Source organism: Paraburkholderia acidiphila (genome assembly GCF_009789655.1).
GTDB lineage: Bacteria > Pseudomonadota > Gammaproteobacteria > Burkholderiales > Burkholderiaceae > Paraburkholderia > Paraburkholderia acidiphila.
This window is the reverse complement of the sequence record NZ_CP046909.1, coordinates 2,757,482-2,780,208: the sequence shown is the minus strand read 5'-3', so window position 1 is coordinate 2,780,208 and position 22,727 is coordinate 2,757,482. Positions and strand designations below refer to the sequence as shown.

Annotated in this window: 22 protein-coding genes; 7 read left to right on the top strand and 15 right to left on the bottom strand. The window is 65.1% G+C overall.

Translation table 11 applies throughout. The features are described 5' to 3' along the window. Nucleotides 1-70 precede the first annotated feature (70 nt). A complete protein-coding gene (gene ychF / locus FAZ97_RS12570) occupies nt 71-1,165 on the bottom strand; it encodes a redox-regulated ATPase YchF (RefSeq protein WP_158758716.1) in 1,095 nt (364 codons plus the stop codon). Between the two features lie 291 nt (nt 1,166-1,456). Here ychF and FAZ97_RS12565 point away from each other — a divergent pair, with 291 nt between their 5' ends. The 4 genes from FAZ97_RS12565 to FAZ97_RS12550 all read left to right on the top strand — a co-directional run bounded on the left by FAZ97_RS12565 (nt 1,457) and on the right by FAZ97_RS12550 (nt 6,249). Continuing rightward, entirely contained in the window at nt 1,457-2,629 is a 1,173-nt protein-coding gene (locus tag FAZ97_RS12565; protein ID WP_158758715.1) for a UbiH/UbiF family hydroxylase, read from the top strand. A gap of 186 nt (nt 2,630-2,815) precedes the next feature. Continuing rightward, complete coding sequence (locus tag FAZ97_RS12560; protein WP_158758714.1) at nt 2,816-3,547, top strand: DsbC family protein; 732 nt, start codon at nt 2,816-2,818, stop codon at nt 3,545-3,547. A gap of 135 nt (nt 3,548-3,682) precedes the next feature. Further along, nucleotides 3,683-5,473 (top strand): M61 family metallopeptidase, encoded by a 1,791-nt coding sequence (locus tag FAZ97_RS12555; protein ID WP_158758713.1) that lies wholly within the window; start codon nt 3,683-3,685, stop codon nt 5,471-5,473. Between the two features lie 179 nt (nt 5,474-5,652). Beyond that, nucleotides 5,653-6,249 carry an FMN-dependent NADH-azoreductase gene (locus FAZ97_RS12550; RefSeq protein ID WP_158758712.1) on the top strand — a complete coding sequence of 199 codons (597 nt, stop codon included), beginning with the start codon at nt 5,653-5,655 and terminating at the stop codon, nt 6,247-6,249. Between the two features lie 83 nt (nt 6,250-6,332). Here the strand turns inward: FAZ97_RS12550 and FAZ97_RS12545 are convergent, their stop codons facing one another. From FAZ97_RS12545 to rpe, 8 genes are all read right to left on the bottom strand, one after another. Next, a complete protein-coding gene (locus FAZ97_RS12545) occupies nt 6,333-7,304 on the bottom strand; it encodes a uracil-DNA glycosylase (RefSeq protein ID WP_158758711.1) in 972 nt (323 codons plus the stop codon). 148 nt (nt 7,305-7,452) lie between these two features. Beyond that, nucleotides 7,453-8,079, bottom strand: coding sequence for a CYTH domain-containing protein (locus FAZ97_RS12540; RefSeq protein ID WP_158758710.1), 627 nt, complete (start codon nt 8,077-8,079; stop codon nt 7,453-7,455). Between the two features lie 10 nt (nt 8,080-8,089). Further along, complete coding sequence (gene trpC / locus FAZ97_RS12535; protein WP_158758709.1) at nt 8,090-8,875, bottom strand: indole-3-glycerol phosphate synthase TrpC; 786 nt, start codon at nt 8,873-8,875, stop codon at nt 8,090-8,092. A gap of 29 nt (nt 8,876-8,904) precedes the next feature. After that, complete coding sequence (trpD, locus tag FAZ97_RS12530) at nt 8,905-9,933, bottom strand: anthranilate phosphoribosyltransferase (protein ID WP_158758708.1); 1,029 nt, start codon at nt 9,931-9,933, stop codon at nt 8,905-8,907. 17 nt (nt 9,934-9,950) lie between these two features. After that, nucleotides 9,951-10,526 carry an aminodeoxychorismate/anthranilate synthase component II gene (locus FAZ97_RS12525; protein WP_158758707.1) on the bottom strand — a complete coding sequence of 192 codons (576 nt, stop codon included), beginning with the start codon at nt 10,524-10,526 and terminating at the stop codon, nt 9,951-9,953. Nucleotides 10,527-10,540: 14 nt separating this feature from the next. Next, nucleotides 10,541-12,034 (bottom strand): anthranilate synthase component I, encoded by a 1,494-nt coding sequence (gene trpE / locus FAZ97_RS12520; protein ID WP_158758706.1) that lies wholly within the window; start codon nt 12,032-12,034, stop codon nt 10,541-10,543. A gap of 482 nt (nt 12,035-12,516) precedes the next feature. Then, entirely contained in the window at nt 12,517-13,224 is a 708-nt protein-coding gene (locus tag FAZ97_RS12515) for a phosphoglycolate phosphatase (RefSeq protein WP_158758705.1), read from the bottom strand. Next, nucleotides 13,221-13,919, bottom strand: a complete 699-nt coding sequence (rpe, locus tag FAZ97_RS12510) for a ribulose-phosphate 3-epimerase (RefSeq protein ID WP_158758704.1) — start codon at nt 13,917-13,919, stop codon at nt 13,221-13,223. Before rpe ends, FAZ97_RS12515 begins: the two co-directional genes overlap by 4 nt. 218 nt (nt 13,920-14,137) lie before the next feature. Between rpe and apaG the strand changes: the two genes are divergently transcribed. Continuing rightward, nucleotides 14,138-14,512 carry a Co2+/Mg2+ efflux protein ApaG gene (gene apaG, locus FAZ97_RS12505; RefSeq protein WP_158758703.1) on the top strand — a complete coding sequence of 125 codons (375 nt, stop codon included), beginning with the start codon at nt 14,138-14,140 and terminating at the stop codon, nt 14,510-14,512. A 38-nt stretch (nt 14,513-14,550) separates the two neighbouring features. On the opposite strand, the gene FAZ97_RS35355 is transcribed toward apaG, so the two are convergent. Then, on the bottom strand, nt 14,551-14,694 hold the full coding sequence (locus tag FAZ97_RS35355; RefSeq protein ID WP_233271586.1) for a hypothetical protein: 144 nt from the start codon (nt 14,692-14,694) through the stop codon (nt 14,551-14,553). On the opposite strand from FAZ97_RS35355, the gene mltA reads away from it, so the two are divergent. Beyond that, complete coding sequence (gene mltA / locus FAZ97_RS12500; RefSeq protein ID WP_233271585.1) at nt 14,660-15,940, top strand: murein transglycosylase A; 1,281 nt, start codon at nt 14,660-14,662, stop codon at nt 15,938-15,940. The genes FAZ97_RS35355 and mltA overlap by 35 nt on opposite strands. Nucleotides 15,941-16,029: 89 nt before the next feature. Here mltA and paaK read toward each other — a convergent pair whose 3' ends face one another. The 5 genes from paaK to paaN all read right to left on the bottom strand — a co-directional run bounded on the left by paaK (nt 16,030) and on the right by paaN (nt 21,780). Further along, on the bottom strand, nt 16,030-17,328 hold the full coding sequence (gene paaK, locus FAZ97_RS12495) for a phenylacetate--CoA ligase PaaK (protein WP_158758701.1): 1,299 nt from the start codon (nt 17,326-17,328) through the stop codon (nt 16,030-16,032). Between the two features lie 66 nt (nt 17,329-17,394). After that, nucleotides 17,395-17,862, bottom strand: coding sequence for a hydroxyphenylacetyl-CoA thioesterase PaaI (paaI, locus tag FAZ97_RS12490; RefSeq protein WP_158758700.1), 468 nt, complete (start codon nt 17,860-17,862; stop codon nt 17,395-17,397). Between the two features lies 1 nt (nt 17,863). Next, nucleotides 17,864-18,655, bottom strand: coding sequence for a 2-(1,2-epoxy-1,2-dihydrophenyl)acetyl-CoA isomerase PaaG (gene paaG / locus FAZ97_RS12485; protein WP_158758699.1), 792 nt, complete (start codon nt 18,653-18,655; stop codon nt 17,864-17,866). Nucleotides 18,656-18,773: 118 nt separating this feature from the next. Next, complete coding sequence (gene pcaF / locus FAZ97_RS12480; RefSeq protein WP_158758698.1) at nt 18,774-19,982, bottom strand: 3-oxoadipyl-CoA thiolase; 1,209 nt, start codon at nt 19,980-19,982, stop codon at nt 18,774-18,776. A 97-nt stretch (nt 19,983-20,079) separates the two neighbouring features. After that, the gene (paaN, locus tag FAZ97_RS12475; protein ID WP_158758697.1) at nt 20,080-21,780 is read right to left on the bottom strand and encodes a phenylacetic acid degradation protein PaaN; all 1,701 of its coding nucleotides are present in this window, start codon (nt 21,778-21,780) and stop codon (nt 20,080-20,082) included. A 138-nt stretch (nt 21,781-21,918) separates the two neighbouring features. Here paaN and FAZ97_RS12470 point away from each other — a divergent pair, with 138 nt between their 5' ends. Beyond that, on the top strand, nt 21,919-22,695 hold the full coding sequence (locus FAZ97_RS12470; RefSeq protein WP_158758696.1) for an enoyl-CoA hydratase: 777 nt from the start codon (nt 21,919-21,921) through the stop codon (nt 22,693-22,695). Nucleotides 22,696-22,727: the final 32 nt, after the last annotated feature.

Below are 22,727 nucleotides of genomic sequence, written 5' to 3'. Positions count from 1 at the left end.
CTCTCACGCGCTCAGCCGTAAAAAAGCCCGCTCACGAGCGGGCTTTTTCGGCATCGCCTCGCAACGTCGCTTACACGTTGAACAGGAAGTTCATCACGTCGCCGTCGTGCACGACGTATTCCTTGCCTTCGGCACGCATCTTGCCGGCTTCCTTCGCGCCGGTTTCGCCCTTGTACTGGACGTAGTCAGCGAACGCGATGGTCTGCGCGCGGATGAAGCCGCGCTCGAAGTCGGTGTGGATCGCGCCGGCGGCTTGCGGCGCCGTATCGCCGATATGGATCGTCCACGCGCGCACCTCCTTCACGCCAGCCGTGAAATACGTTTGCAGGCCGAGCAGCTTGAAGCCCGCGCGGATCACGCGGTCGAGGCCCGGCTCTTCCATGCCCATGTCGGCGAGGAACGCGATCTTGTCTTCGTCGTCGAGGTCGGCGATTTCCGCTTCGATCGCCGCGCACACGGCCACGACCGGTGCGCCTTCGGCGTCGGCGTGCTTGCGCACGGCGTCGAGGTGCGGGTTGTTTTCGAAGCCGTCTTCCTTCACGTTCGCGACGTACATCGTCTTCTTCGCGGTGATCAGGCAGAACGGCTTGAGCAGCGCCTGCTCGTCTTCGTTCAGGTCGAGCGCGCGCACGGGCTTCGCCTGGTCGAGTTGCGTGCGCACCTTTTCCAGCACGGCCACGAGCTTCGCCGCTTCCTTGTCGTTGCCCGACTTGGCGGCCTTCGAGTAGCGCGTGAGCGCCTTTTCGACGGTGCCGAGGTCGGCGAGCGCGAGTTCGGTGTTGATGACTTCAATGTCGGAGATCGGATCGACCTTGCCCGCCACGTGGATCACGTTTTCGTCCTCGAAGCAGCGCACGACGTGCGTGATCGCATCGGTTTCGCGGATGTTGGCGAGGAACTGGTTGCCCAGGCCTTCACCCTTGCTCGCGCCCGCGACCAGACCCGCGATGTCGACGAACTCGACCACGGCCGGCACGACGCGCTCGGGCTTGACGATGTCGGAGAGCGCTTTCAGGCGGGGATCCGGCACTTCGACCACGCCGACGTTCGGCTCGATGGTGCAGAACGGGTAGTTCTCGGCCGCGATGCCGGCTTTGGTCAGCGCGTTGAAGAGGGTGGACTTGCCGACGTTAGGCAAGCCGACGATGCCGCATTGGAGGCTCATGAAAATCTCTGCATGTCAGGTGGTGACGTGCGGCTCGCCGCGCGCGGAGCGCCCGGGGCCGGGCGTCTCGCGAAAGCGGGAGCGGCGGGCGGGGCGGCGCAGGTGGCACGTCGGGGGGCGTGATACCGGTCAGGCGGAGTCACGAAAACCGTAATTGTAACCTCGTCCGGGGGAGGCTTTGCCGCGGGCGTCTGCGTGCCCCTGGTCTGCCGATCTGCGGAGACTTGCTGCGTCGCAACATCCGCGCCCTTCCGGCCCTGTCAGACAAGCACCCGCGGCTATAATGCGCGCATGACAGCAAGCAACCAGACCTTTGATGTCGCCGTGATCGGCGGCGGGCTCGTCGGCAAATCGGCGGCGCTCGCGCTGACCCAGGGCGGCCTGCGCGTGGCGCTGCTCGCGCAGCCGTGCGCGCCGCTGCCCGCGGGCGCCGCGTTCGACGCGCGCGTGTACGCCTTCTCGCGCAGCTCGCAGGCGCTGTTCGAGCGGCTGCGGGTCTGGCAGGCCGCCGACGCCGCGCGCCTGACGCCCGTCTACGACATGCGCGTGTTCGGCGACGCCGCGGCGGAGTTGCATTTCTCGGCGTACCAGGCGTCGGTTGCGCAACTCGCGTGGATTGCCGAGTCGTCGGTCATCGAGCGCGCGCTCGACGCCGCGCTGCATTTCCAGCCCAATCTCGCGTGGATCGATTCGCGTGCTGAGACGCTCGACGTGAAACCCGACGCGGCCGTGATCGGCCTCGCCAATGGCCGCACGATCGAAGCCGACCTCGCGATCGGCGCGGACGGCGCGCATTCGTGGGTGCGCGCGCAGATCGGCTCGAAGGTCGAGCGGCGCGATTACCGTCAAACCGGCGTGGTCGCCAATTTCCGCGCGCAAAAGCCGCACGGCGAAACGGCGTACCAATGGTTCCGCGAGGGTGAGATCGTCGCGTTGCTGCCGCTGCCGGATCAGCACGTGTCGCTCGTGTGGTCGGCACAGACCGAACACGCCGATGCGCTTCTGAAGCTCGAACCGGAGCAGCTTGCCGCTGAAGTCGAGCGCGTTTCGCAAAGCCAGCTGGGTGCGCTCGAATGCGTCACGCCTGCGCGCGGGTTCCCGCTTTCGCTGCAAACCGTGGATCGGCTCGTTGCGCCGCGCGTCGCTCTCGTGGGGGACGCCGCGCATCTGATTCACCCGCTTGCGGGCCAGGGCGTGAACCTCGGCTTGCGCGACGTCGCCGCGCTCGTCGACGTCATCACGAAGAAAGAGGCGTTCCGCGATCTCGGCGACATCGTGCTGCTGCGCCGCTACGAACGCGGCCGCCGCGAGGACATCCAGAAGCTCGTCGTCGCGACCGACGGCCTGCAGCGGCTCTTCTCGTTCCCCGGCACGCTGGCGCGCGCGGTGCGCAACACGGGCATGGCGTTGGTGGGCGCGCAGCCGCTGCTCAAGCGCTGGCTCGTGGCCACGGCGCTCGGCTAATATCGTCGGGCTTTACGGCTCATTTGCCGCTCATTGACACGTCAAGCAGGCATTTCGGTTGCTTGAGGCCTGTGCAGCTTAGAATGGGCGTATTGGCCGCGCCCGCAGCACATGCCGCCCCGGCCATTCAACGGAACTCTGCGCGCGTCGCCTCTGCGCGGCGCGCCCGAATCAGGAATGCATCCCATGCAAACGCGTATTCGATTTGCCGCGCTCGTGATCGCGGTAGCCACCTCGGCGCTCGGCTGCTCGGCCCAGGCCGACCAGACCACCGACAAGATCCGCTCGGCGCTGCAGACGCGCCTCGGCATCGACGCCAGCGACATCAAGGGCATCACCAAGGCGCCCATGGCGGGCCTGTACGAGATCAACCTCGGCACGCAGATCGTCTACAGCGACGCCAACGGCGACTACGTGCTCAACGGCGAACTCATCGACACCAAGGCGCACCGCAATCTCACCGAGGCGCGCCTGAACGAAATCAACAAGGTCGATTTCGCGAAGCTGCCGTTCGAAAACGCGGTCAAGGTCGTGAAGGGCGACGGCAAGCGCAAGATGGCCGTGTTCTCCGACCCGAACTGCCCGTACTGCCATCAGCTCGAAAACACGCTGAAGTCCGTGGACAACGTCACGGTCTACACCTTCCTGTATCCGGTGCTCTCGCCGGATTCGACGGCCAAGGCCAAGCAGATATGGTGCTCGACCGACCGCGCGAAGGCATGGGAGTCGTGGATGGTGGACCGCAAGGCGCCCACGGCAGCCGGCACGTGCGACACGGCCGCCATCGACAGCAATCTCGCGCTCGGCCAGAAGATGAACGTGACCGGCACGCCCACAGTGATCCTCGCCGACGGCACGCGCCTGCCCGGCGCGGTCAGCGCCGACCGGCTCGAACGCGGACTGAACGGCGCGCATTGACGCCTCGCCCGAACCCGCCGGCCGCTTTCGCGGCCGGTGCTTTATTTGCCCGGCGGTTTTTGTCCGCTCGTGAGCGCCGGGCATACTGAAATTGCATTTCGCGTCTGCTGACCGAATCTCTCACCGATCCCGCCGATGAAGCCGATCCGATACACCATCGCCCCGAAGAATCCCGCCGCGCATCTGTTCGAGGTGACGCTCACCGTGGAAGAGCCTGCGCCGGACGGTCAACGCTTCATGCTGCCCGTTTGGATTCCGGGCAGCTACATGGTGCGCGAGTTCGCGCGCAACATCGTTACGCTGCGCGCCTTCAACGACGCAGGCCGCAAGGTGCGCGTGACGAAGACCGACAAGCACTCGTGGCAGGCCGCGCCGGTGAAGGGCGCGCTCACGCTGCGCTACGAGGTCTACGCGTGGGATATGTCGGTGCGCGCGGCGCACCTCGACGACACGGTGGGTTTCTTCAACGGCACGAGCGTGTTTCTCGCGGCGCTCGGCCATGAGGAGGCGCAGCATGCGGTCGATATCCAGCGTCCGGACGGGCACGCGTATCGCCACTGGCGCGTGGGTACGGCGCTCGCGGAAGCGCGCGGCACCAAGCGCTATGGTTTCGGCGAGTACACGGCCGCGAATTACGACGAACTGATCGATCATCCGGTGACGCTCGGCGAGTTCACGCTCGCGAGCTTCAAGGCGCACGGCGTGCCGCACGACATCGTGATCGCGGGCCGCGTGGTCGCGCTCGACACCGAGCGTCTTGCCGCCGACCTGAAGAAGATCTGCGAGGCGCAAATCGCGCTCTTCGAGCCGCGCACGAAGCGCGCGCCGATGGAGCGCTACGTGTTCATGACGCAAGCCGTGAGCGACGGTTACGGCGGCCTCGAGCATCGCGCTTCGACGGCGCTTATCTGCAATCGCACGGATCTGCCGGTGAAGGGCAAGCCGGAGACGTCGGACGGCTATCGCACCTATCTCGGCCTGTGCAGCCACGAGTACTTCCACACCTGGAACGTGAAGCGCATCAAGCCAGCGGCGTTCGTGCCGTACGACCTGACGCGCGAGGACTACACCTCGCTCTTGTGGCTGTTCGAAGGCTTCACGTCGTACTACGACGACCTCATGCTCGTGCGCAGCGGGCTCATTTCCGCAGACGAATACTTCGGCCTCCTCGGCAAGACGATCGCGGGCGTGCTGCGCGGCACGGGGCGCCTGAAGCAGAGCGTCGCGGAAAGCTCGTTCGACGCGTGGGTGAAGTACTACCGCCAGGACGAGAACGCGTCGAATGCGATCGTGAGTTATTACACGAAGGGCTCGCTCGTGGCGTTGGCGTTCGATTTGTCGATTCGCGCGCAGACGAATGGCCGCAAATCGCTCGACGACGTCATGCGCCTCCTGTGGCAGCGCTATGGTCGCGACTTCTATCGCGGCAAGCCGGTGGGCGTGGGCGAGGACGACGTCGAGGCGCTGATTGCCGAGGCGACGGGCGTGGAACTGGGCGCGCTCTTTAGCGACGCCGTGCGCGGCACGCGCGACCTGCCGCTCGCGGCGCTGTTCGAGCCGTTCGGCGTGACGCTCGAAGGGGAGCCGGAGCGCGGCGCCAAGCCTTCGCTTGGCGCACGGCTGCGTGGCGGCGCGGATGCGACGCTCGCCGTGGTCTACGAAGGCGGCGCGGCGCAGAAGGCAGGACTTTCTGCCGGCGACGCGCTCGTCGCGCTCGACGGTCTGCGCGTGACGGGCTCGAACCTCGACGCACTGCTTTCGCGCTACCAGCCGGGCACGAAGGTCGAGATCCACGCATTCCGCCGCGACGAGCTTCGCGTGGCGCGTCTGACCCTCGATGCGCCCGAAGTCGCGCGCTACAAGCTCGCCGCCGCCGACAAGCGCACGCCCGCACGCGGTTTGCGCGAGCGCTGGCTGGCGGCGTAACGCGCTCGGCGGCACCGGAAACGGCGTGGGCGCATTGCCCCACGCCGTTTTTTCATGCCGGGGATTGTTCTATCACTGCAACAATCCGTCATCGGCGGACTACTTTTTCGGGGCGCGGTAAAAAAACACAATGCCTTCACTCGCGCAACGTTGCGCAACTGAGACCCGAAGGAGCCACCATGACCACGATCCTGCAAATCAATTCCGCCGCCCGCTCGCAAGGCGCCCAGTCGACGCTGCTCGTCAACGAACTGACGGCCAGGCTGCACCAAGCGAATCCGGGCGCGCAAGTCGTTACGCGCAACCTGCAAGCCGATCCGCTGCCGCACCTCGACGACGCCGTGCTCGGCGCGTTCTTCACGCCGGCCGAGCAGCGCACGCCGGAGCAGCAGGCCATCGCCGCACGCAGCGAAGCGCTGATCGCGGAACTGCAGGCAGCGGACGTGATCGTGATCGGCGCGCCGATGTACAACTTCGGCGTGTCGTCGCAGCTCAAGACGTACTTCGACTGGATCGCTCGTGCCGGCATCACGTTCCGCTACACCGCGAACGGCCCCGAAGGTCTCGTGAACGGCAAGAAGGTGCACGTGGTTTCGGCGCGCGGCGGCAAGTATCAAGGCACGCCGCACGACAGCCAGACGCCGTACCTGAAGTCGTTCCTCGGCTTCCTCGGCATGACCGACGTGAACTTCATCTACGCCGAAGGCCTGAACATGGGCCCGGACGCAGCCAGCGCAGCGCTCGCAGGCGCGCGTGAAGCGATTGCGGCGGCGTAAAGTTTGACGGCTGTAAAAGCAAAAACGCCACGAGAGCGATCTCGTGGCGTTTTTTCATTGTGTGTCGCGGTGCGTCGCGAGGCTTAGGCAAGCACGAGGCCTTCCTCCGGCAGACGCCAGTCGATCGGCTGGCGGCCTTGCGCTTGCAGATACGCGTTGGCCTGCGCGAAATGCCCGCAGCCGAGAAAGCCGCGATGCGCGGAAAGCGGCGACGGATGCGGCGCTTCCAGCACGCAATGCGCACCCGAAAGCAGCGCGCGCTTGTTCTGCGCGTGCGCGCCCCACAGCATGAACACGAGATGTTCGTGGCGTGCGGCGAGTTGCTGGATCAGCGTGTCGGTGCAGCGTTCCCAGCCGCGCTTCGCGTGGCTCGCGGCGCTGGCGCGCTCGACGGTGAGCACCGTATTCAGCAGCAGCACGCCCTGGCGCGCCCAGGCATCGAGGCAGCCGTGCGCGGGCGCCTGAATGCCGAGGCTCGCTGCAATCTCCTTGAAGATGTTGCGCAGCGAAGGCGGTGGCCGCACCGAGGGCGGCACCGAGAACGCCAGGCCGTGCGCCTGCGGCGTGCCCCGATCGTCCCCGTGATACGGGTCCTGGCCGAGGATCACGACCTTCACCTCGTCGGGCGAGGTGAGGCGCAGCGCGCGGAACACATCGGCGGGATAGACCGTCTTGCCGGCGGCGCGCTCGTCATCGACGAAGCGGCACAACGGCGCGTAGGCGTCGCTCGCGATGAAAGGCGCGAGCAATTCGCGCCAGGCGGCGGGCAGTGCGTCGAACTGATCTTCGAGTCGCGTGGTGTCGATGGCGGCCTGCGGCGCGGCGGGTGGGCTGGACATGTCGGATGCGGGCGTATTGGCAATCGTCGCGGCGTGCGTGCGGGCGGGCGCAGGGAATTCGTCGGCGTCGAACAGCGAGAAGATCGTGATCTGACGCGGATCGATTTCGGGCAGCGGCGGATCGTCGAGCGTGGCTTGCGCCGCGCCGGGTAGATCGTCGTCGAACAGCGACGCTTGCACCGGCATCGCGACGCGCGGGCGTTTCGTGGAGGTCATGGGCGGCAAGTGTCGCAGCAAATGCCCAGCGATTCAATCCGGCGCGAGCGCGGCCGGGCGGGCTTTTGCGGCTTCGGCGCTGATGTTGCAACTAACAGCGCTTTTTGTGCGACTTTGCGCGGCGCTTCAAGACGGCGCCGCGTCGTCCTCAGCCTTCGCGCAGCTTATATCCGCGCTGGGCCTTGCTGATGTCGTCCGGCGCGAGGCCTGGGAGCCCCTTCGCGAGTTCTGCCGCGAGCGTGTGCAATGCCGCTTCGTCGCCCGCCTTCAGTTCGAGCTCGATTTCGCAGATCGGCGCGCGGCGCGTTTCACCGTTCACGTTCGCGGTGACTTCGCCCTGATCGATGGCCGCTTCCACCTGCGCGCCGTCGACGTCGAGCGTCCACAGCGTGCGCGTGAAGTCGGTGCGAAAGAGCGGGATCAGGTTCGCAGCGGCAGCCGAGAGCGCCGTCGACACACCGGCCTCATCGCACTCATGCAGCAGCCTGTCGATTTCGAGCGCCTCGCCGGCCACCGGCATTTCCCACTCGTGCCGCGCGTGCAGCCCGTTTTGCGCCACGCCCACGGTCTTGAACGTCTGCAGCCAGCCTTCGGGCGCGCGGCGCAGACGCAACGCGCTCCTGGCGCGCGCGAGCGCGAGCGCCGGCGTGTCGAAGTAGACGTTTTCGAGTCTGATGGCGTGACCGGGCTTGCCGGCGCGCGTCTCGAAGAGACGCAGCGCCGCGTCCACCTGGCCGCGCGGCAGCGCGAGCTTGATTTCGCGTTCGATACCCATCGCTGTGCGATCAGAAGAACATGCGGGCGAGTTCCGCGCCCGGATGTTCGGCGCGCATGAATGCTTCGCCCACGAGGAATGTGTGCACGGAAAGCGCGCGCATCTTCTCGACATCGGCGCGCGAGAGAATGCCCGACTCGGTCACGACGATGCGGTCTTCTGGCACATCGTCGAGCATGCCGATGGTCGTATCGAGCGTGGTTTCGAACGTGCGCAGATTGCGGTTGTTGATGCCGATGAGCGGCGTCTTCAGCGTGAGCGCGTGCTTGAGTTCTTCGCGGTCGTGCACTTCGACGAGCACCGCGAGGCCGAGCGAATGCGCAAGCGCTTCGAGGTCGCGCATTTCACCCGGCTCGAGCGCGGCGGCGATCAGCAGGATCGCGTCGGCGCCCATCGCGCGTGCTTCGACGATCTGGTACGGATCGACGATGAAGTCCTTGCGCAGCACCGGCAGATTGCACGCGGCGCGCGCGGCTTCGAGGTACGCGGCACTACCCTGGAAGAACTGCACGTCGGTGAGCACGGAAAGACAGGCCGCGCCGCCTTCAGCGTACGAGCGCGCAATTTCGGCGGGCTGGAAGTTTTCGCGCAGCACGCCTTTGGACGGACTTGCCTTCTTCACTTCGGCGATCACGGCCGCCTCGCCGTTGTCGTGCTTCGCGCGCAAGGCGCCGACGAAATCGCGCAAGTCACGCGTGCTGGCCGCGAGACGCAATTCTTCGAGCGGGGCGCTTTGCTCGGCGGCGCGCACTTCTTCGCGCTTGACCGCAATGATCTTTTCGAGGATGTCACTCATGATGTTCGGAGGCAAAAAACGGTGCTGGATCAGCGTTTGAACTGTTGCGTGAAGCGTACCAGTTCGTCGACTTTGGCGCGCGCGCGGCCGCTGGCGAGGGTTTCACGCGCAAGCGCGATGCCTTCGGCGATCGAGTCGGCCACGTTCGCCGAGTAGAGCGCAGTGCCAGCATTCAGTGCGACGATCTCGCGCGCGGTGCCTGCTTCGTTCGAGAGCGCGCCGAGCAGCATCGCTTTCGATTCGTCGGCGTTTTCGACCTTGAGCGAACGGTTCGAAACCATCTGCATGCCGAAGTCTTCGGGGTGGATTTCGTACTCGCGAATCTGGCCGTCCTTCAATTCGCCCACGAGCGTAGCCGCGCCCAGCGACACCTCGTCCATGCCGTCCTTGCCGTACACGACGCACACGTGCTTCGCGCCCAGACGCTCCATCACGCGCACCTGAATGCCGACGAGATCCGGATGAAACACGCCCATCAGCTGATTCGGCGCGCCGGCCGGATTCGTGAGCGGCCCGAGGATGTTGAAGATCGTGCGCACGCCAAGCTCGCGGCGCACGGCGGCAATGTTCTTCATCGCGGGATGATGATTGGGCGCGAACATGAAGCCCATGCCCGTTTCGGCGATCGACGCGGCCACCTGGTCCGGCTGCAGGTCGATGTTCACGCCGAGTGCTTCGAGCACATCCGCGCTGCCCGACTTGCTCGATACGCCCCGGTTGCCGTGCTTGGCAACCTTCGCGCCCGCCGCGGCGGCGACGAACATCGAAGCCGTGGAGATATTGAAGGTGTGCGAACCATCGCCGCCCGTGCCGACGATGTCGATGAAGTTCGAGTTGTCCTTCACCTCGACGTGATTCGCGAACTCGCGCATCACGGTCGCCGCTGCGGTGATCTCGCCGATGGTTTCCTTCTTCACGCGCAGGCCGGTGATGATGGCGGCCGAAAGCACGGGCGAAAGCTCGCCGCGCATGATGAGGCGCATGAGGTGGAGCATCTCGTCGTGAAAAATCTCACGATGCTCGATCGTGCGTTGGAGCGCTTCCTGCGGGGTAATCATGGTGTTTGGCCTCCGGGTTAAGCGCTCTTGGTTTGCTTCAGGAAGTTCTCGAACAACGCGTGGCCATGCTCCGAGAGAATCGATTCCGGATGGAACTGCACGCCTTCGACCGCAAGGTCGCGGTGACGCACACCCATGATTTCGCCGTCGTCGGTCCACGCCGACACTTCGAGGCAATCGGGCAGCGACTCGCGCTCGATCGCCAGCGAGTGATAGCGCGTGACGTTGAAGTGCTTCGGCAGATCGGCGAACACGCCTTTGCAGTCGGTTTCGATCTGGCTCACCTTGCCGTGCATGATGGTCTTCGCACGCACGACGCGGCCGCCGAACGCTTCACCAATGGCCTGATGACCCAGGCAGACGCCGAGAATCGGCGTTTTGCCCGCGAATTCGCGCAGCACGTCGAGCGTGATGCCCGCGTGCTGCGGGTTGCTCGGTCCCGGCGACAGGCAGATGCGCGCGGGGTTGAGCTTGCGGATTTCGTCGATGGTGATTTCGTCGTTGCGGTACGTATGAACGTCTTCGCCGAGCTCGCCGAAGTACTGGACGATGTTGTAGGTAAACGAATCGTAGTTGTCGATCATGAGCAACATGGTCTTTTCTCCGCTCAGAAGTCGCTGTCGAGGCCGTCTTGCACCTGCTCGGCGGCGCGCAGCACGGCGCGCGCCTTGTTCTCGGTTTCCTGCCATTCGGACTCGGGCACCGAATCCGCTACCACGCCCGCGGCGGCCTGCACATACAGATTGCCGTTGTGGATGAGGCCGGTGCGGATCGCGATGGCGAGGTCCATTTCGCCGTTGAACGAGAGATAGCCCACTGCACCGCCGTAAAGGCCGCGCTTCACCGGTTCGAGCTCGTCGATCAGCTCCATCGCGCGCACCTTCGGCGCACCCGAGAGCGTGCCGGCCGGGAACGTGGCGCGTAGCACGTCGAAGTTGTTCATGCCGGGCTTGAGTTTGCCTTCCACCGAACTCACGATGTGCTGCACGTGCGAGTACTTTTCGATGACCATCTTGTCGGTCACGGTCACGGAGCCGATCTCGGCGATGCGGCCCACGTCGTTGCGCGCGAGGTCGATCAGCATGACGTGCTCGGCGATTTCCTTCGGGTCGTTGAGCAGTTCGGTCGCGAGTTCGGCGTCGCGCTCGGGCGTGTTGCCGCGCGGACGCGTACCCGCGAGCGGACGGATCGTCACGATACGGTCCTCGCCGCGCTTTTCCTGGCGCACGAGAATCTCGGGCGACGCGCCCACCACGTGGAATTCGCCAAAGTTGTAGTAGTACATATACGGCGACGGGTTCAGCGAACGCAGCGCGCGGTAGAGCGAAAGCGGATTGTCGCGATACGGCTTCGTGAGGCGCTGGCCCACCTGAACCTGCATCAGTTCGCCCGCGGCGATGTATTCCTTCGCCTTGCGCACAGCGGCGAGGTAATCGTCCTTCTTGAATTCGCGGAACGTTTCGGTACGCACGCTCGCGCTCGTCACCGGCGGTTGAACCGTGGTGCGCAGGCGCTGCTTGAGTTCGCGCAGGCGATGTTTCGCCTTGGTGTACGCCTCGGGCGTTTGCGGATCGGCGTAGACGATCAGGTAGAGCTTGCCCGCGAGATTGTCGATCACGGCGACTTCTTCGGTCAGCAGCAACTGGATGTCGGGCAGGCCGAGATCGTCGGTCGGGCAGGTGTCGGCGAGCTTCTTCTCGATGTAGCGCACCGCGTCGTAGCCGAAGTAGCCCGCGAGGCCGCCGCAGAAGCGCGGCAAGCCCGGACGCTGCGCGACCTTGAAGCGCGCCTGGTATTTCGCGATGAATTCGAGCGGATCTTCGTGATGCGTTTCGATCACCTGGCCGTCGCGCACGACTTCCGACACGCCATTGCGCGTACGGATCAGCGAGCGCGCGGGGAGGCCGATGAACGAGTAGCGCCCGAAGCGCTCGCCGCCCACCACGGACTCCAGCAGGAAAGAGTTGGCGCCGCCGCGCTCGGGCTGCGCGAGCTTGAGGTACAGCGAGAGCGGCGTTTCGAGATCGGCGAGCGCTTCGGCGATCAGCGGGATGCGGTTGTAGCCCTCGTTGGCGAGGGACTGAAATTCGAGTTCGGTCATGTTCCGATCCTGTTCGTGCTGCCGGTCGCGGCGGGTGCGGGCCCAGTGCGGCTCAAAACGGGGCGCGCGGTAAGCGCGAGGCGTTTGTTTTTGAGTGCTAGATGGCCGCTGGCGCTCGCTCGTGCGGCCCGATGAACGCTTTGAAGCGCCTGCCGGGCCGGCGTGCAGTACATCGACGGAAGGTGAGGCGTAGCCGCTCGCGCCTCGCGCACGTCGCCGCGAACGGCGAAACAACACGCAAGGACAACGAAAGCCCAAGGCCAGACGAGCCGACGGGTTACTGCAACAGTTTAGAGTCGAGACACGCGCGAGTGCGCAGCGAAGTAAAAAACGGTGCTGAAGAAGGGCTTGCGCGCGACTTCAGCGAACCTCGGGTGAGGTTAGCGCGACCAGCGACGCCAGGGCCAGGCTCCCCGGTCGATCGTGCTCAGACTCCGTTTTTTATTCAGAAACATGAGGATAGTTGACGTTCAGTTGAGAACTTAAGTCAGATCATTGTGCGCTGCGACCGCCTTGGCGGCGTCGAGCAGCGAGGCAACTATACCATCCGATTCAATTTTTTGTACAGGTTGGCCGTGGTTGTAGCCGTAGGGCACCGTGAGCGTGGCCATGCCGGCTGCGCGGCCCGCAATCGCATCGTTCTCCGAATCGCCGATCGCCACCGCCGCTGCGGGCGTCACGCCGAGGCGCTCGCACGCCGTGAGCATCGGCAGCGGGTCGGGCTTCTTCTTCGCCAGGCTGTCGCCGCCGATCACCACTTCGAAGTACTGCGCAAGGCCGTATTGCTGCAAAAGTTCAACGGCGAAACGGTGCGGCTTGTTGGTCACGCACGCGAGCTTGATGCCCTGGCCGCGCAGCGCAGCCAGGCCCGCTTCGACCTCCGGGTACAGATGCGTGTGGCGCCCGTTGATCTTCGCGTACTCGTCCTGGTAAAGCGCGAGCGCTTCGTCGAAGCGCGCCTCCACGTTGTCGGCCGCGAAGCGCGGCGCGAGCACGCTGCGGATCAGATGCTCCGAGCCCTTGCCGACGTAGCCCATCACTTCCTCGCGCGTGGTTTCCTCGGCGTCGAGCTGCGCGAGCATGCCGTTCAGGCCGGCGGCGAAGTCGTCGGCGGTGTCGACCATCGTGCCGTCCAGGTCGATCAGCGCCGCCTCGATGCGCGGCGCGGTGAATTTGACGGGGGCGTTCATTTCGCGGTGGCGGCGTTGGCAACGCTTGCGAGCTGCGCGCGCATTTCGTCGATCACGGTCTTGTAATCATGCTTGCCGAAGATCGCCGAGCCCGCCACGAAGGTGTCTGCGCCAGCCGCCGCGATTTCAGCGATGTTATCCACCTTCACGCCGCCGTCCACTTCGAGGTGAATTTCGCGGCCCGTGCGCGCCGTGTAGGCGTCGATCTTCGCGCGCGCCTCGCGTAGCTTGTTGAGCGCCTCGGGAATGAACGACTGGCCGCCGAAGCCAGGATTCACCGACATGATGAGCACGAGGTCGAGCTTGTCCATCACATGATCGAGATAGTTCAGCGGCGTGGCCGGGTTGAACACGAGGCCCGCCTTGCAGCCGTGGTCGCGGATCAGCGAGAGCGTGCGGTCGATATGGTCCGAGCCTTCCGGGTGGAAGCTGATGAGGTTCGCGCCGGCCTTGGCGAAGTCGGGCACGATGCGGTCGACCGGACGCACCATCAGATGCACGTCGATGGGCACGTTCACGTGCGGGCGGATCGCCTCGCACACCAGCGGCCCGATGGTGAGGTTCGGCACGTAATGGTTGTCCATCACGTCGAAGTGGATCCAGTCGGCGCCGGCGGCGACGACGTTGCGGACCTCTTCGCCAAGACGCGCGAAGTCGGCGGAGAGAATGCTGGGGGCGATGCGGAATTGCGTCATGGCGGCCATCGGAAAACTGTCGGAAAAACCGTATTTTACCGTCAGTAGGAGTGCCTTTCGCGGCGGGTGCCACGGGCTGCGCCGGGTTGCGGGTGCCCGTTGCATCAAGCAGAATGCGAAACCATGTGCCGCGCCTCGCGGCGCGCTCGCGAGCGCCTTGCTGCGCGGGCGTCTCAGTCAACGGACTCAGCAGCCGCACCCGGGCGAATGGAACAAGGATGAGCCAGTACGAATTCAGCGTGACGTCGCAGGTGCGCTACCTGCCCGAAGAATCGGACCCGGAGCGCCGGCAATATGCCTTCGCGTACACGTTGACCATTCGCAATACCGGTCAGGTGAGCGCTCAGCTCATCGCGCGACATTGGGTGATCACCGACAGCGAAAATCAGGTGCAGGAAGTGAAGGGGCTCGGCGTGGTCGGCCATCAGCCGCTGTTGAAGCCGGGCGAGCAATTCGAGTACACGAGCTGGGCCGTGATCGCGACCCCGGTGGGCACGATGCGCGGCGAGTACTTCTGTGTGGCCGAGGACGCCGAGCGTTTCGAGGCCCCCGTGCCGGAGTTCGTGCTGCGCATGCCGCGCATGCTGCATTGAACCGCCGCGATTGAACCGCCGCGAGAATTCGGGGTCTGCTAGTTCTGACGCCGATCGTCGCGCGAGGCTTGCTTCTTCCTGCCCGACGCGGTCCACACAACGATGAAAATCAGCAGGAACAGCGCAAGGAGCGCTTCCAGACCAAACATGAGCATCGGGTATTCGTCGAGCAGTTCTGACATGGCGGCATCCATCGAGAGCCAATATTGTAGGCGTGATTTTGACGTCGAATCAGGTCTCGATGTCCCGGTGATGCCGGGATTTACAAAGGCCAGATATCGCGCGGGGGCAGCGCTTCGGCGCGGGGCAGGCCGCGGGTTAGGCCGGTTAGTCGGCTGGTTGGGCGCCGTTTCGCTGGCGGCCTTGCTTGCCGCATGCGGCGGCCCGAGCTACGTGCGCAACGCCCCACCCAAGGGCGCGCCCACGCTGCCCTCGCAACTCGCCGCGCAGCGTCTCATGCCGGTTGCCTGGCAGCAGGTGCCGGGCTGGCAGGACGACTCGCTGATCGGCGTGACCGCGGCGCTGCGCGCGAACTGCACGCGTCTCGCGCGTGATCCTCGTTGGCAGCGCGCGTGTTCGGCCGCCTCGCAACTCGATGACCTCGACGCCTCGAGCGCGCGGGCATTCTTCGAAACGTATTTCACCCCCTATCAGTTCGCCAACACCGACGGCACGCTCGACGGCCTCGTGACCGGCTACTACGAGCCGCTGCTGCACGGTTCGCGCACGCGTCACGGTATCTACCAGACCGCGCTGTATCGCTGGCCGTCCGGCTATCGTCCGGGCGCCGCGATGCCGCCGCGCGCGCAGCTCGAACGTTCGGGCGCGCTTAACGGCAACGAGCTCGTGTGGGTGGACGATCCGATCGAAGCGTTCTTCCTGCAGGTGCAGGGCTCGGGTCGCGTCGTGATGGAAGACGGCAGCGTGATGCGCGTGGGCTTTGGCGGCACCAACAACCAGCCATATAAGTCGATCGGGCGCTGGCTGCTCGATCGCGGCGAACTCACGCCTGCGCAGGCGACCATGCAGGGCATCAAGGCGTGGGCGCGCGCGAATCCGACGCGCGTGGACGCGCTGCTCGACACCAACCCGCGCTTCGTGTTTTTCCGCGAGATGGGCGGTTCCGAAGGCGACGCGCAGGGCGGCGCGGATGGCCCGATCGGCGCGCTCGGCGTGCCGCTCACGCCGGAACGCTCGATTGCCGTCGATCCTTCCTCGATTCCGCTTGGCACGCCGGTGTTTCTGCAGACCACGCGGCCGCTCACGAACACGCCGCTCAACCGGCTCGTGTTCGCGCAAGATACGGGCACGGCGATCAAGGGCGGCGTGCGCGCCGACTACTTCTGGGGTCTTGGCGACGATGCCGGCGATCTGGCCGGCAAGATGAAGCAGGGCGGCCGGATGTGGCTGCTGTTCCCGAACTCGTGAGCGCGACAGCGCTTGTCGCGCGCACGTAGAGTGAAGCGAAAAGCCGGCGACTGCCGGCTTTTTCTTTTGCTACACGTCACGAGCCGCGGTTACTTCGGCCGCTTGTCGATCACGCGCTTCGCTTTGCCGACCGAACGCTCGATACCGTTCACCTCCAGCACGTTCACCTTGCACGTCACGCCGATCAGCGCCTTGATGTCGTAAGCGAGCGCCTTGCTTGCCGCATCGAGCGCGCCGTAATCAGGCGCGGTTTCGGGGCACGGTTCGCAGTTGAGCGCCATCACGTCCATCGGACCTTCCTTCGTCAGGACGATCTGATAGTGCGGCGCGAGCGCCGGCTGCTTGAGCAGCAGTTCCTCGATTTGCGTGGGAAACACGTTCACGCCGCGGATGATCAGCATGTCGTCCGAGCGGCCCGTGATCTTTTCCATGCGGCGCATGGTGCGCGCCGTACCCGGCAACAGACGCGTGAGGTCGCGCGTGCGGTAACGGATGATGGGCAGCGCTTCCTTGGTGAGCGAGGTGAAGACGAGTTCGCCGAATTCGCCGTCGGGCAGCACTTCGCCGGTTTCCGGGTTGATGATCTCGGGGTAGAAGTGGTCTTCCCAGATCGTCGGGCCGTCCTTGGTTTCCGCGCATTCCGAGGCAACGCCCGGACCCATCACTTCCGAAAGACCGTAGATGTCGACCGCCGTAATGCCCATGCGCTCTTCGATAGCCCGGCGCATGTCGTTGGTCCACGGCTCGGCGCCGAAGATGCCGATGCGCAGCGAACAGGTGCGCGGGTCGATGCCCTGGCGCTCCATTTCGTCGGCGATCGCGAGCATATAGCTCGGCGTGACCATGATGATGTCGGGACGGAAGTCCTGGATCAGCTGAACCTGCTTCTCGGTCTGACCGCCGCCGAACGGGATGACCGTGAGGCCTGCGCGTTCCGCACCGTAGTGTGCACCAAGGCCACCCGTAAAGAGTCCGTAGCCGTAGCTAATGTGTACCTTGTCGCCGCGCCGCGCGCCCGCTGCGCGTACCGAACGCGCGACGAGGTTTGCCCACGTGTCGATGTCGCGAGCCGTGTAGGCAACCACGGTCGGCTTGCCCGTCGTACCCGAGGACGCATGGATACGCGAAATCTGGTCTTGCGGGACGGCGAACATCCCGAAGGGATAGTTATCCCGCAGATCCTTCTTCGTGGTGAACGGGAAGCGCGCGAGATCGGCGAGCGACTGTACCTGAGACGGATGCACGCCTGCTTCGTCGAATTTGCGGCGATAGACCGGCGAATTCTCGTAGGCGTGGTTCAGCGACCATTTCAGGCGCTCGAGCTGCAGAGCAGCAAGCTCGTCGCGGCTCGCCTTTTCGATGGATTCGAGCGGCAGCGTGGTACTCATGGGTGTCTCCTGGATCTTAAGAACTTTACTCGTGACGCGTAGGGAATCGAGAAGGGGAAACCCGCTTCACGTTGCAACGGGAATGACATTGCCGCGAATCTGCGCGGACTTGCCTCGAAAAAGCGCGACGGTTTCGCCTGCGCGGTTCGTCACGCGGATGTCGTAGACACCGTTGCGTCCCGATAGCACCTGTTCGACGGCTTCGGCGGTCAACACCTCGTCGCGCAGGACGGGACGCAGGAACTCGATCGAGCAGCCGGCCGCTACGGTGTTGATGTTGTATGAATTGCACGCGAAGGCGAACGCCGAATCCGCGAGCGAGAAAATCATCCCGCCGTGGCAGGTCTGATGGCCGTTCAGGAACTCGGGCCGCACGGCCATGGAGAGGCGCGCGTATCCGGCACGCACTTCGAGGAGTTCCATACCGAGCGCGCGGGTGCAGCCGTCGGATTCGTACATCGCCAGCGCGGCTGCGCGGGCGAGTTCGTCGGGCGACATGCTGTCCTCGGGCTGTTGCGAGACTTGTGTGGACATCTCAGCGGCCCTCGAAATGCGGTGCGCGTTTTTCGATGAAGGCCTTGACGCCTTCCGCGTAGTCGTAAGACGCGCCCAGTTCGCGCTGCAGATCGCGTTCGAGATCGAGTTGCTGGTCGAGCGTGTTCGTGGCCGATGCGCGCAGCGCTTCGCGCGTGGCGACGATGGCGCGCGTAGGTTGCTGCGCAAGGCGTGCGGCGAGCGCGCCGGCCGTTTGCGCGAGTTCCGCGTCGTCGGTCACTTGCCAGACGAGGCCCCAGCTTTCCGCCTTTTCCGCACTGAGTTTTTCGCCGGTCATGGCGAGCCCGAGTGCGCGCGCCATGCCCACGCGCTTGGGCAGGAACCACGTGCCGCCGGAGTCGGGCACGAGGCCGATCTTCACGAACGCCTGGATGAAGCTGGCGGAGCGTGCGGCGAGCACGAGGTCGCAGGCGAGGGCGAGATTCGCGCCAGCGCCGGCGGCGGTGCCGTTGACGGCTGCGATCACGGGCATTGGCAGCGCTTGCAGGCGCTTGATCAGCGGATTGAAATGCTCGTCGATGAGGTCGCCGAGGTCGGTCATCGCTCCCGGCGTGAAGTCGAGATCGGCGAGATCCTGGCCCGCGCAGAAGCCGCGGCCCGCGCCTGTTAGCACAAGGGCACGCGCGCCGGCGGCGGCGACTTCGTCTAGCGCAGCGGCAAGCTCGCCGTGCATGACACGCGTGAAGCTGTTGAGCTTGTCCGGGCGGTTGAGGGTGATCGTGGCCACGCGGGTGGATGCGTCGATTTCGACGCGAATCGCATCGTAGGGCATCGGTTGTCTCCTGTCGGCGGGACTTGGCGCTTTAGTGCCGAGTCCCGCTCAATGCAAAGCAGTTTGCTGCCTGAGACCGCCGAATGCATCGCCCGGCGGCCGGTCGATACTGCGTGCGTTATGCCTCGACGCGTTCGATTGCGAGGGCAATGCCCTGGCCGACGCCGATGCACATCGTGCAAAGCGCAAAGCGTCCATTCGTGCGCTCCAGTTGATGCAGCGCCGTCGTAACGAGCCGCGCGCCCGAAGCGCCGAGCGGGTGGCCCAGTGCAATCGCTCCGCCATTCGGGTTCACGCGCGGATCGTCGTCGGCAATGCCGAGTGCGCGCAGCACGGCGAGACCTTGCGAGGCGAATGCTTCATTGAGTTCGATCACGTCAAACTGGTCCAGCGTCATGCCGAGTTGCTTGAGCAGCTTTTGCGTAGCGGGCGCGGGGCCGATGCCCATGATGCGCGGCGCGACGCCGGCGGTCGCCATGCCGAGCACGCGCGCGCGACGCCGCAGGCCATACTGCTGCGCGGCCTCTTCATTGGCGAGCAGCAGGGCGCAGGCGCCGTCGTTGACACCCGAGGCGTTGCCCGCCGTGACCGTGCCGTCCGGCTTCACGACGCCCTTGAGCTTGGCCAGCGATTCGAGCGAAGTCTCGCGCGGGTGTTCGTCGAGCGTCACGCGAACCGGGTCACCCTTCTTTTGGGCGATTTCGACCGCGACGATTTCCTGCGCGAGCGTGCCGTCCTTCTGCGCGCGAGCCGCCTTTTGCTGGCTGCGCAGCGCGAACGCGTCTTGATCGGCGCGGTTGATCTTAAATTCTTCGGCGACGTTTTCCGCCGTTTCCGGCATCGAATCGACACCGTGCTGCTGCTTCATCAGCTTGTTGACGAAGCGCCAGCCAATGGTCGTGTCGTAGACGGCCGCTTCACGCGAGAACGCCGAAGCCGCCTTGCCCATCACGAACGGTGCGCGCGTCATGCTTTCCACGCCGCCCGCGATCATGAGGCGCGCTTCGCCCGCCTTGATCGCGCGCGCCGCACTGCCGACAGCGTCGAGGCCCGAGCCGCACAGGCGGTTGAGCGTGCCGCCCGGCGCGTCGGTGGGCAGGCCCGCGAGCAGCGCGGCCATACGCGCGACGTTGCGATTGTCCTCGCCAGCCTGGTTGGCGCAGCCGTAAAGCACGTCGTCGAGCGCGCTCCAGTCCACGCCGGGATTGCGCTCGACGAGTGCGCGGATGGGCACGGCGGCGAGGTCGTCCGCGCGGACATCCTTGAGGGCGCCGCCGTAGCGGCCGAACGGGGTGCGAATCGCGTCGCAGATATAGGCTTCGGTCATCTCGGGTTCCTGGGGCGCGAGCGCAGAAGTGCACTCACGCCTTACATGCTAGTGGGATGGGCAAACGGGCGCCATTCGGCCGAACGGCATAGGCCGTTCAGCTGGCTACCGCGGGGGCCGCTTTCGGTTCAACATGAACGCGGCTCTGAACTACGCGGAAGCGGTTCGCCACGAAGGCGGCGTCGGCGAGTGCGGCGTTCGCCGCGGGGTTCGCACCGGTGCCGTGGAAGTCCGAGAACGCGGCCGACTGGTTCACGAACACGCCGCCCGTGAGGTTGATCGAGAGCGCCACCCCGCCGGTGATCGCGGCTTCGTGAGCCGCTTCGATCACGGCGTCGTCCGTGCTGTAGACGGAGAGCGTGAGCGCACCGTGGTCTCGCGCGGTCTCGCCTGCCAGCTTAAGCGACTGGTCGGTCGAATCCGTGGCGATCACGAACGAGATCGGCCCGAACCATTCGCGTGTGAACTGGGCGGCGTCGCGGGCGGCGTCGAGCGAAAGCACGAGCGGCGTGCGTACGCGAGCGCCGGCGAACTGCGGGTGTTCCAGCGTCTGGCTGTCGGCGAGCATGGTGCCGAGCTTGCGGGCCTCATCGATGCGAGCGGTCACGCCTTCATTCTGGATCGCGCCGAGCACTTCGACGGCGCGCGCCGGGTCGGACACGAACTTCTGCACGGCGCCGGCAATCGCCTGGGCGACGGCCTCGAAGCTCACCTGGCCTTCGGCGGTGCGGATGCCGTCGCGCGGCACATAGATGTTCTGCGGGGCCGTGCACATCTGGCCCGAGTAAAGGGAGAGCGAAAACGCGATGTTGCGGGCGGCGGCCTTCAGGTCGTCCACGGAGTCGATCACGATCTGGTTCACACCGGCTTTTTCCGTGTAGACCTGCGCCTGGTGCGCATTGCGTTCGAGCCAGTCGCCGTTTTGCGTGCTGCCCGTGAAGTCGATCAGCTTGATCTCGGGGCGCACCGCGAGTTCTTGCACGAGCGCGCCGTCGTTGGGGGCGGTAGCGAGCAGTGTCACGACATTCGGATCGAAGCCGGCTTCGCGTAGGACGTCACGCGCAATGCGCACGGTGATCGCGAGCGGCAGGATCGCGCCCGGGTGCGGTTTGACGATAACGGTGTTGCCAGTCGCGAGGTCGGCGAAGAGACCAGGGTAGCCGTTCCAGGTCGGAAACGTGCAACAGCCAAGCACGAGGCCGGTGCCGCGCGGCACGATGGTGAAGCGCTTCTGCATCGCAAGCGGCGGGTTTTTGCCCTGCGGTTTTTCCCAGTGCGCGTCGGCGGGAATGCGGCGCAACTGGTCGTACGCGTAGGCGACGGCTTCGAGCGCTCGGTCCTGAGCGTGCGGGCCGCCGGCCTGGAACGCCATCATGAACGCCTGGCCGGTCGTGTGCATCACGCTGAAGGCGATCTCGAAGCTCGCCCGGTTCAAGCGTTCGAGAATCTCGAGGCTCACGCCTGCCCATGCCTGCGGGCCGGCCGCGCGCCAGTCGCGCTGGGCGTTCTGCGCGGCTTCGATCAACTGATCCGGCGTCGACTTCGGATAGCGCGCGCCGAGCGCGAAGCCGAACGGCGAGGTCTCACTGCCGACGGTTTCGCCGGTCGACGGCTGGTCGAGTTCGAAGGGGTGATTCAGGTGGGCCTTGAACGCGGCTTCGCCATCTGCGTTAGCGGTTTCCCCGTACACTTTGGGGCTAGGCATTTCGGCGAACGGGCTCCAGTAGCCACGGGTCTCAATGGCGGCAAGCGCTTTTTGAAGCGCGCCCTCATGCTTGGCGAACAGCGAATGTGTCATGGCTCAACGTTGATAGAGAAGGTGGACAGGGCCCGTGTCAATTAATTGACCGACCGGTTGGTTGGGCAATGTTAGCATTAGTCAAAGTTCGGCGTAAAAAATTTTTTGGGGGACTTTCTTTAGATGGAAGGAGGAGCTATGGGGTACGAAAACATCCTGGTCGAGACGCGCGGCAAGGTCGGTCTGATCACGCTGAACCGGCCAAAGGCGCTCAATGCGCTGAACGATGCGCTCATGGACGAACTGGGCGCAGCGCTCAAGGCGTTCGACGCCGATGAGGGCGTTGGTGCGATCGTCATCACGGGTAGCGAGAAGGCGTTTGCGGCCGGCGCGGACATCGGGATGATGGCGACCTACACGTTCATGGATGTGTACAAAGGCGACTACATCACGCGCAACTGGGAGACGATTCGTTCGATTCGCAAGCCGATCATCGCGGCGGTCGCGGGCTTCGCGCTCGGTGGTGGCTGCGAGTTGGCCATGATGTGCGACATGATCTTCGCCGCCGATACAGCGAAGTTCGGCCAGCCCGAAATCAAGCTGGGCGTGATTCCGGGGGCGGGCGGTACGCAGCGTCTGCCGCGCGCGGTATCGAAAGCCAAGGCAATGGATCTATGCCTGACCGCGCGGATGATGGGGGCGGAAGAGGCGGAGCGCGCGGGGCTGGTATCGCGAGTGATTCCAGCCGCGGATTTGCTGAATGAAACACTCGCGGCGGCGGCGACCATCTGCGAGTTCTCCTTGCCCGCCGTCATGATGGCGAAGGAGTCGGTGAACCGCGCCTACGAGACCACGCTCGCGGAAGGCGTGCACTTCGAGCGTCGCCTGTTCCATTCGCTGTTCGCAACGGAAGATCAAAAGGAAGGGATGGCGGCCTTCGTCGAAAAACGCAAGCCCGCGTTCAAGAACAAGTAACGACTCGTCGGGATTCGATCGCAGCGTGCGGC

Excerpts from the sequence above, each read along its gene's own strand:
- ychF (WP_158758716.1), bottom strand. The coding sequence starts at position 1,165 with ATGAGCCTCCAATGCGGCATCGTCGGCTTGCCTAACGTCGGCAAGTCC.
- FAZ97_RS12565 (WP_158758715.1), top strand. The coding sequence starts at position 1,457 with ATGACAGCAAGCAACCAGACCTTTGATGTCGCCGTGATCGGCGGCGGG.
- FAZ97_RS12560 (WP_158758714.1), top strand. The coding sequence starts at position 2,816 with ATGCAAACGCGTATTCGATTTGCCGCGCTCGTGATCGCGGTAGCCACC.
- FAZ97_RS12555 (WP_158758713.1), top strand. The coding sequence starts at position 3,683 with ATGAAGCCGATCCGATACACCATCGCCCCGAAGAATCCCGCCGCGCAT.
- FAZ97_RS12550 (WP_158758712.1), top strand. The coding sequence starts at position 5,653 with ATGACCACGATCCTGCAAATCAATTCCGCCGCCCGCTCGCAAGGCGCC.
- FAZ97_RS12545 (WP_158758711.1), bottom strand. The coding sequence starts at position 7,304 with ATGACCTCCACGAAACGCCCGCGCGTCGCGATGCCGGTGCAAGCGTCG.
- FAZ97_RS12540 (WP_158758710.1), bottom strand. The coding sequence starts at position 8,079 with ATGGGTATCGAACGCGAAATCAAGCTCGCGCTGCCGCGCGGCCAGGTG.
- trpC (WP_158758709.1), bottom strand. The coding sequence starts at position 8,875 with ATGAGTGACATCCTCGAAAAGATCATTGCGGTCAAGCGCGAAGAAGTG.
- trpD (WP_158758708.1), bottom strand. The coding sequence starts at position 9,933 with ATGATTACCCCGCAGGAAGCGCTCCAACGCACGATCGAGCATCGTGAG.
- FAZ97_RS12525 (WP_158758707.1), bottom strand. The coding sequence starts at position 10,526 with ATGTTGCTCATGATCGACAACTACGATTCGTTTACCTACAACATCGTC.
- trpE (WP_158758706.1), bottom strand. The coding sequence starts at position 12,034 with ATGACCGAACTCGAATTTCAGTCCCTCGCCAACGAGGGCTACAACCGC.
- FAZ97_RS12515 (WP_158758705.1), bottom strand. The coding sequence starts at position 13,224 with ATGAACGCCCCCGTCAAATTCACCGCGCCGCGCATCGAGGCGGCGCTG.
- rpe (WP_158758704.1), bottom strand. The coding sequence starts at position 13,919 with ATGACGCAATTCCGCATCGCCCCCAGCATTCTCTCCGCCGACTTCGCG.
- apaG (WP_158758703.1), top strand. The coding sequence starts at position 14,138 with ATGAGCCAGTACGAATTCAGCGTGACGTCGCAGGTGCGCTACCTGCCC.
- mltA (WP_233271585.1), top strand. The coding sequence starts at position 14,660 with ATGAGCATCGGGTATTCGTCGAGCAGTTCTGACATGGCGGCATCCATC.
- FAZ97_RS35355 (WP_233271586.1), bottom strand. The coding sequence starts at position 14,694 with ATGTCAGAACTGCTCGACGAATACCCGATGCTCATGTTTGGTCTGGAA.
- paaK (WP_158758701.1), bottom strand. The coding sequence starts at position 17,328 with ATGAGTACCACGCTGCCGCTCGAATCCATCGAAAAGGCGAGCCGCGAC.
- paaI (WP_158758700.1), bottom strand. The coding sequence starts at position 17,862 with ATGTCCACACAAGTCTCGCAACAGCCCGAGGACAGCATGTCGCCCGAC.
- paaG (WP_158758699.1), bottom strand. The coding sequence starts at position 18,655 with ATGCCCTACGATGCGATTCGCGTCGAAATCGACGCATCCACCCGCGTG.
- pcaF (WP_158758698.1), bottom strand. The coding sequence starts at position 19,982 with ATGACCGAAGCCTATATCTGCGACGCGATTCGCACCCCGTTCGGCCGC.
- paaN (WP_158758697.1), bottom strand. The coding sequence starts at position 21,780 with ATGACACATTCGCTGTTCGCCAAGCATGAGGGCGCGCTTCAAAAAGCG.
- FAZ97_RS12470 (WP_158758696.1), top strand. The coding sequence starts at position 21,919 with ATGGGGTACGAAAACATCCTGGTCGAGACGCGCGGCAAGGTCGGTCTG.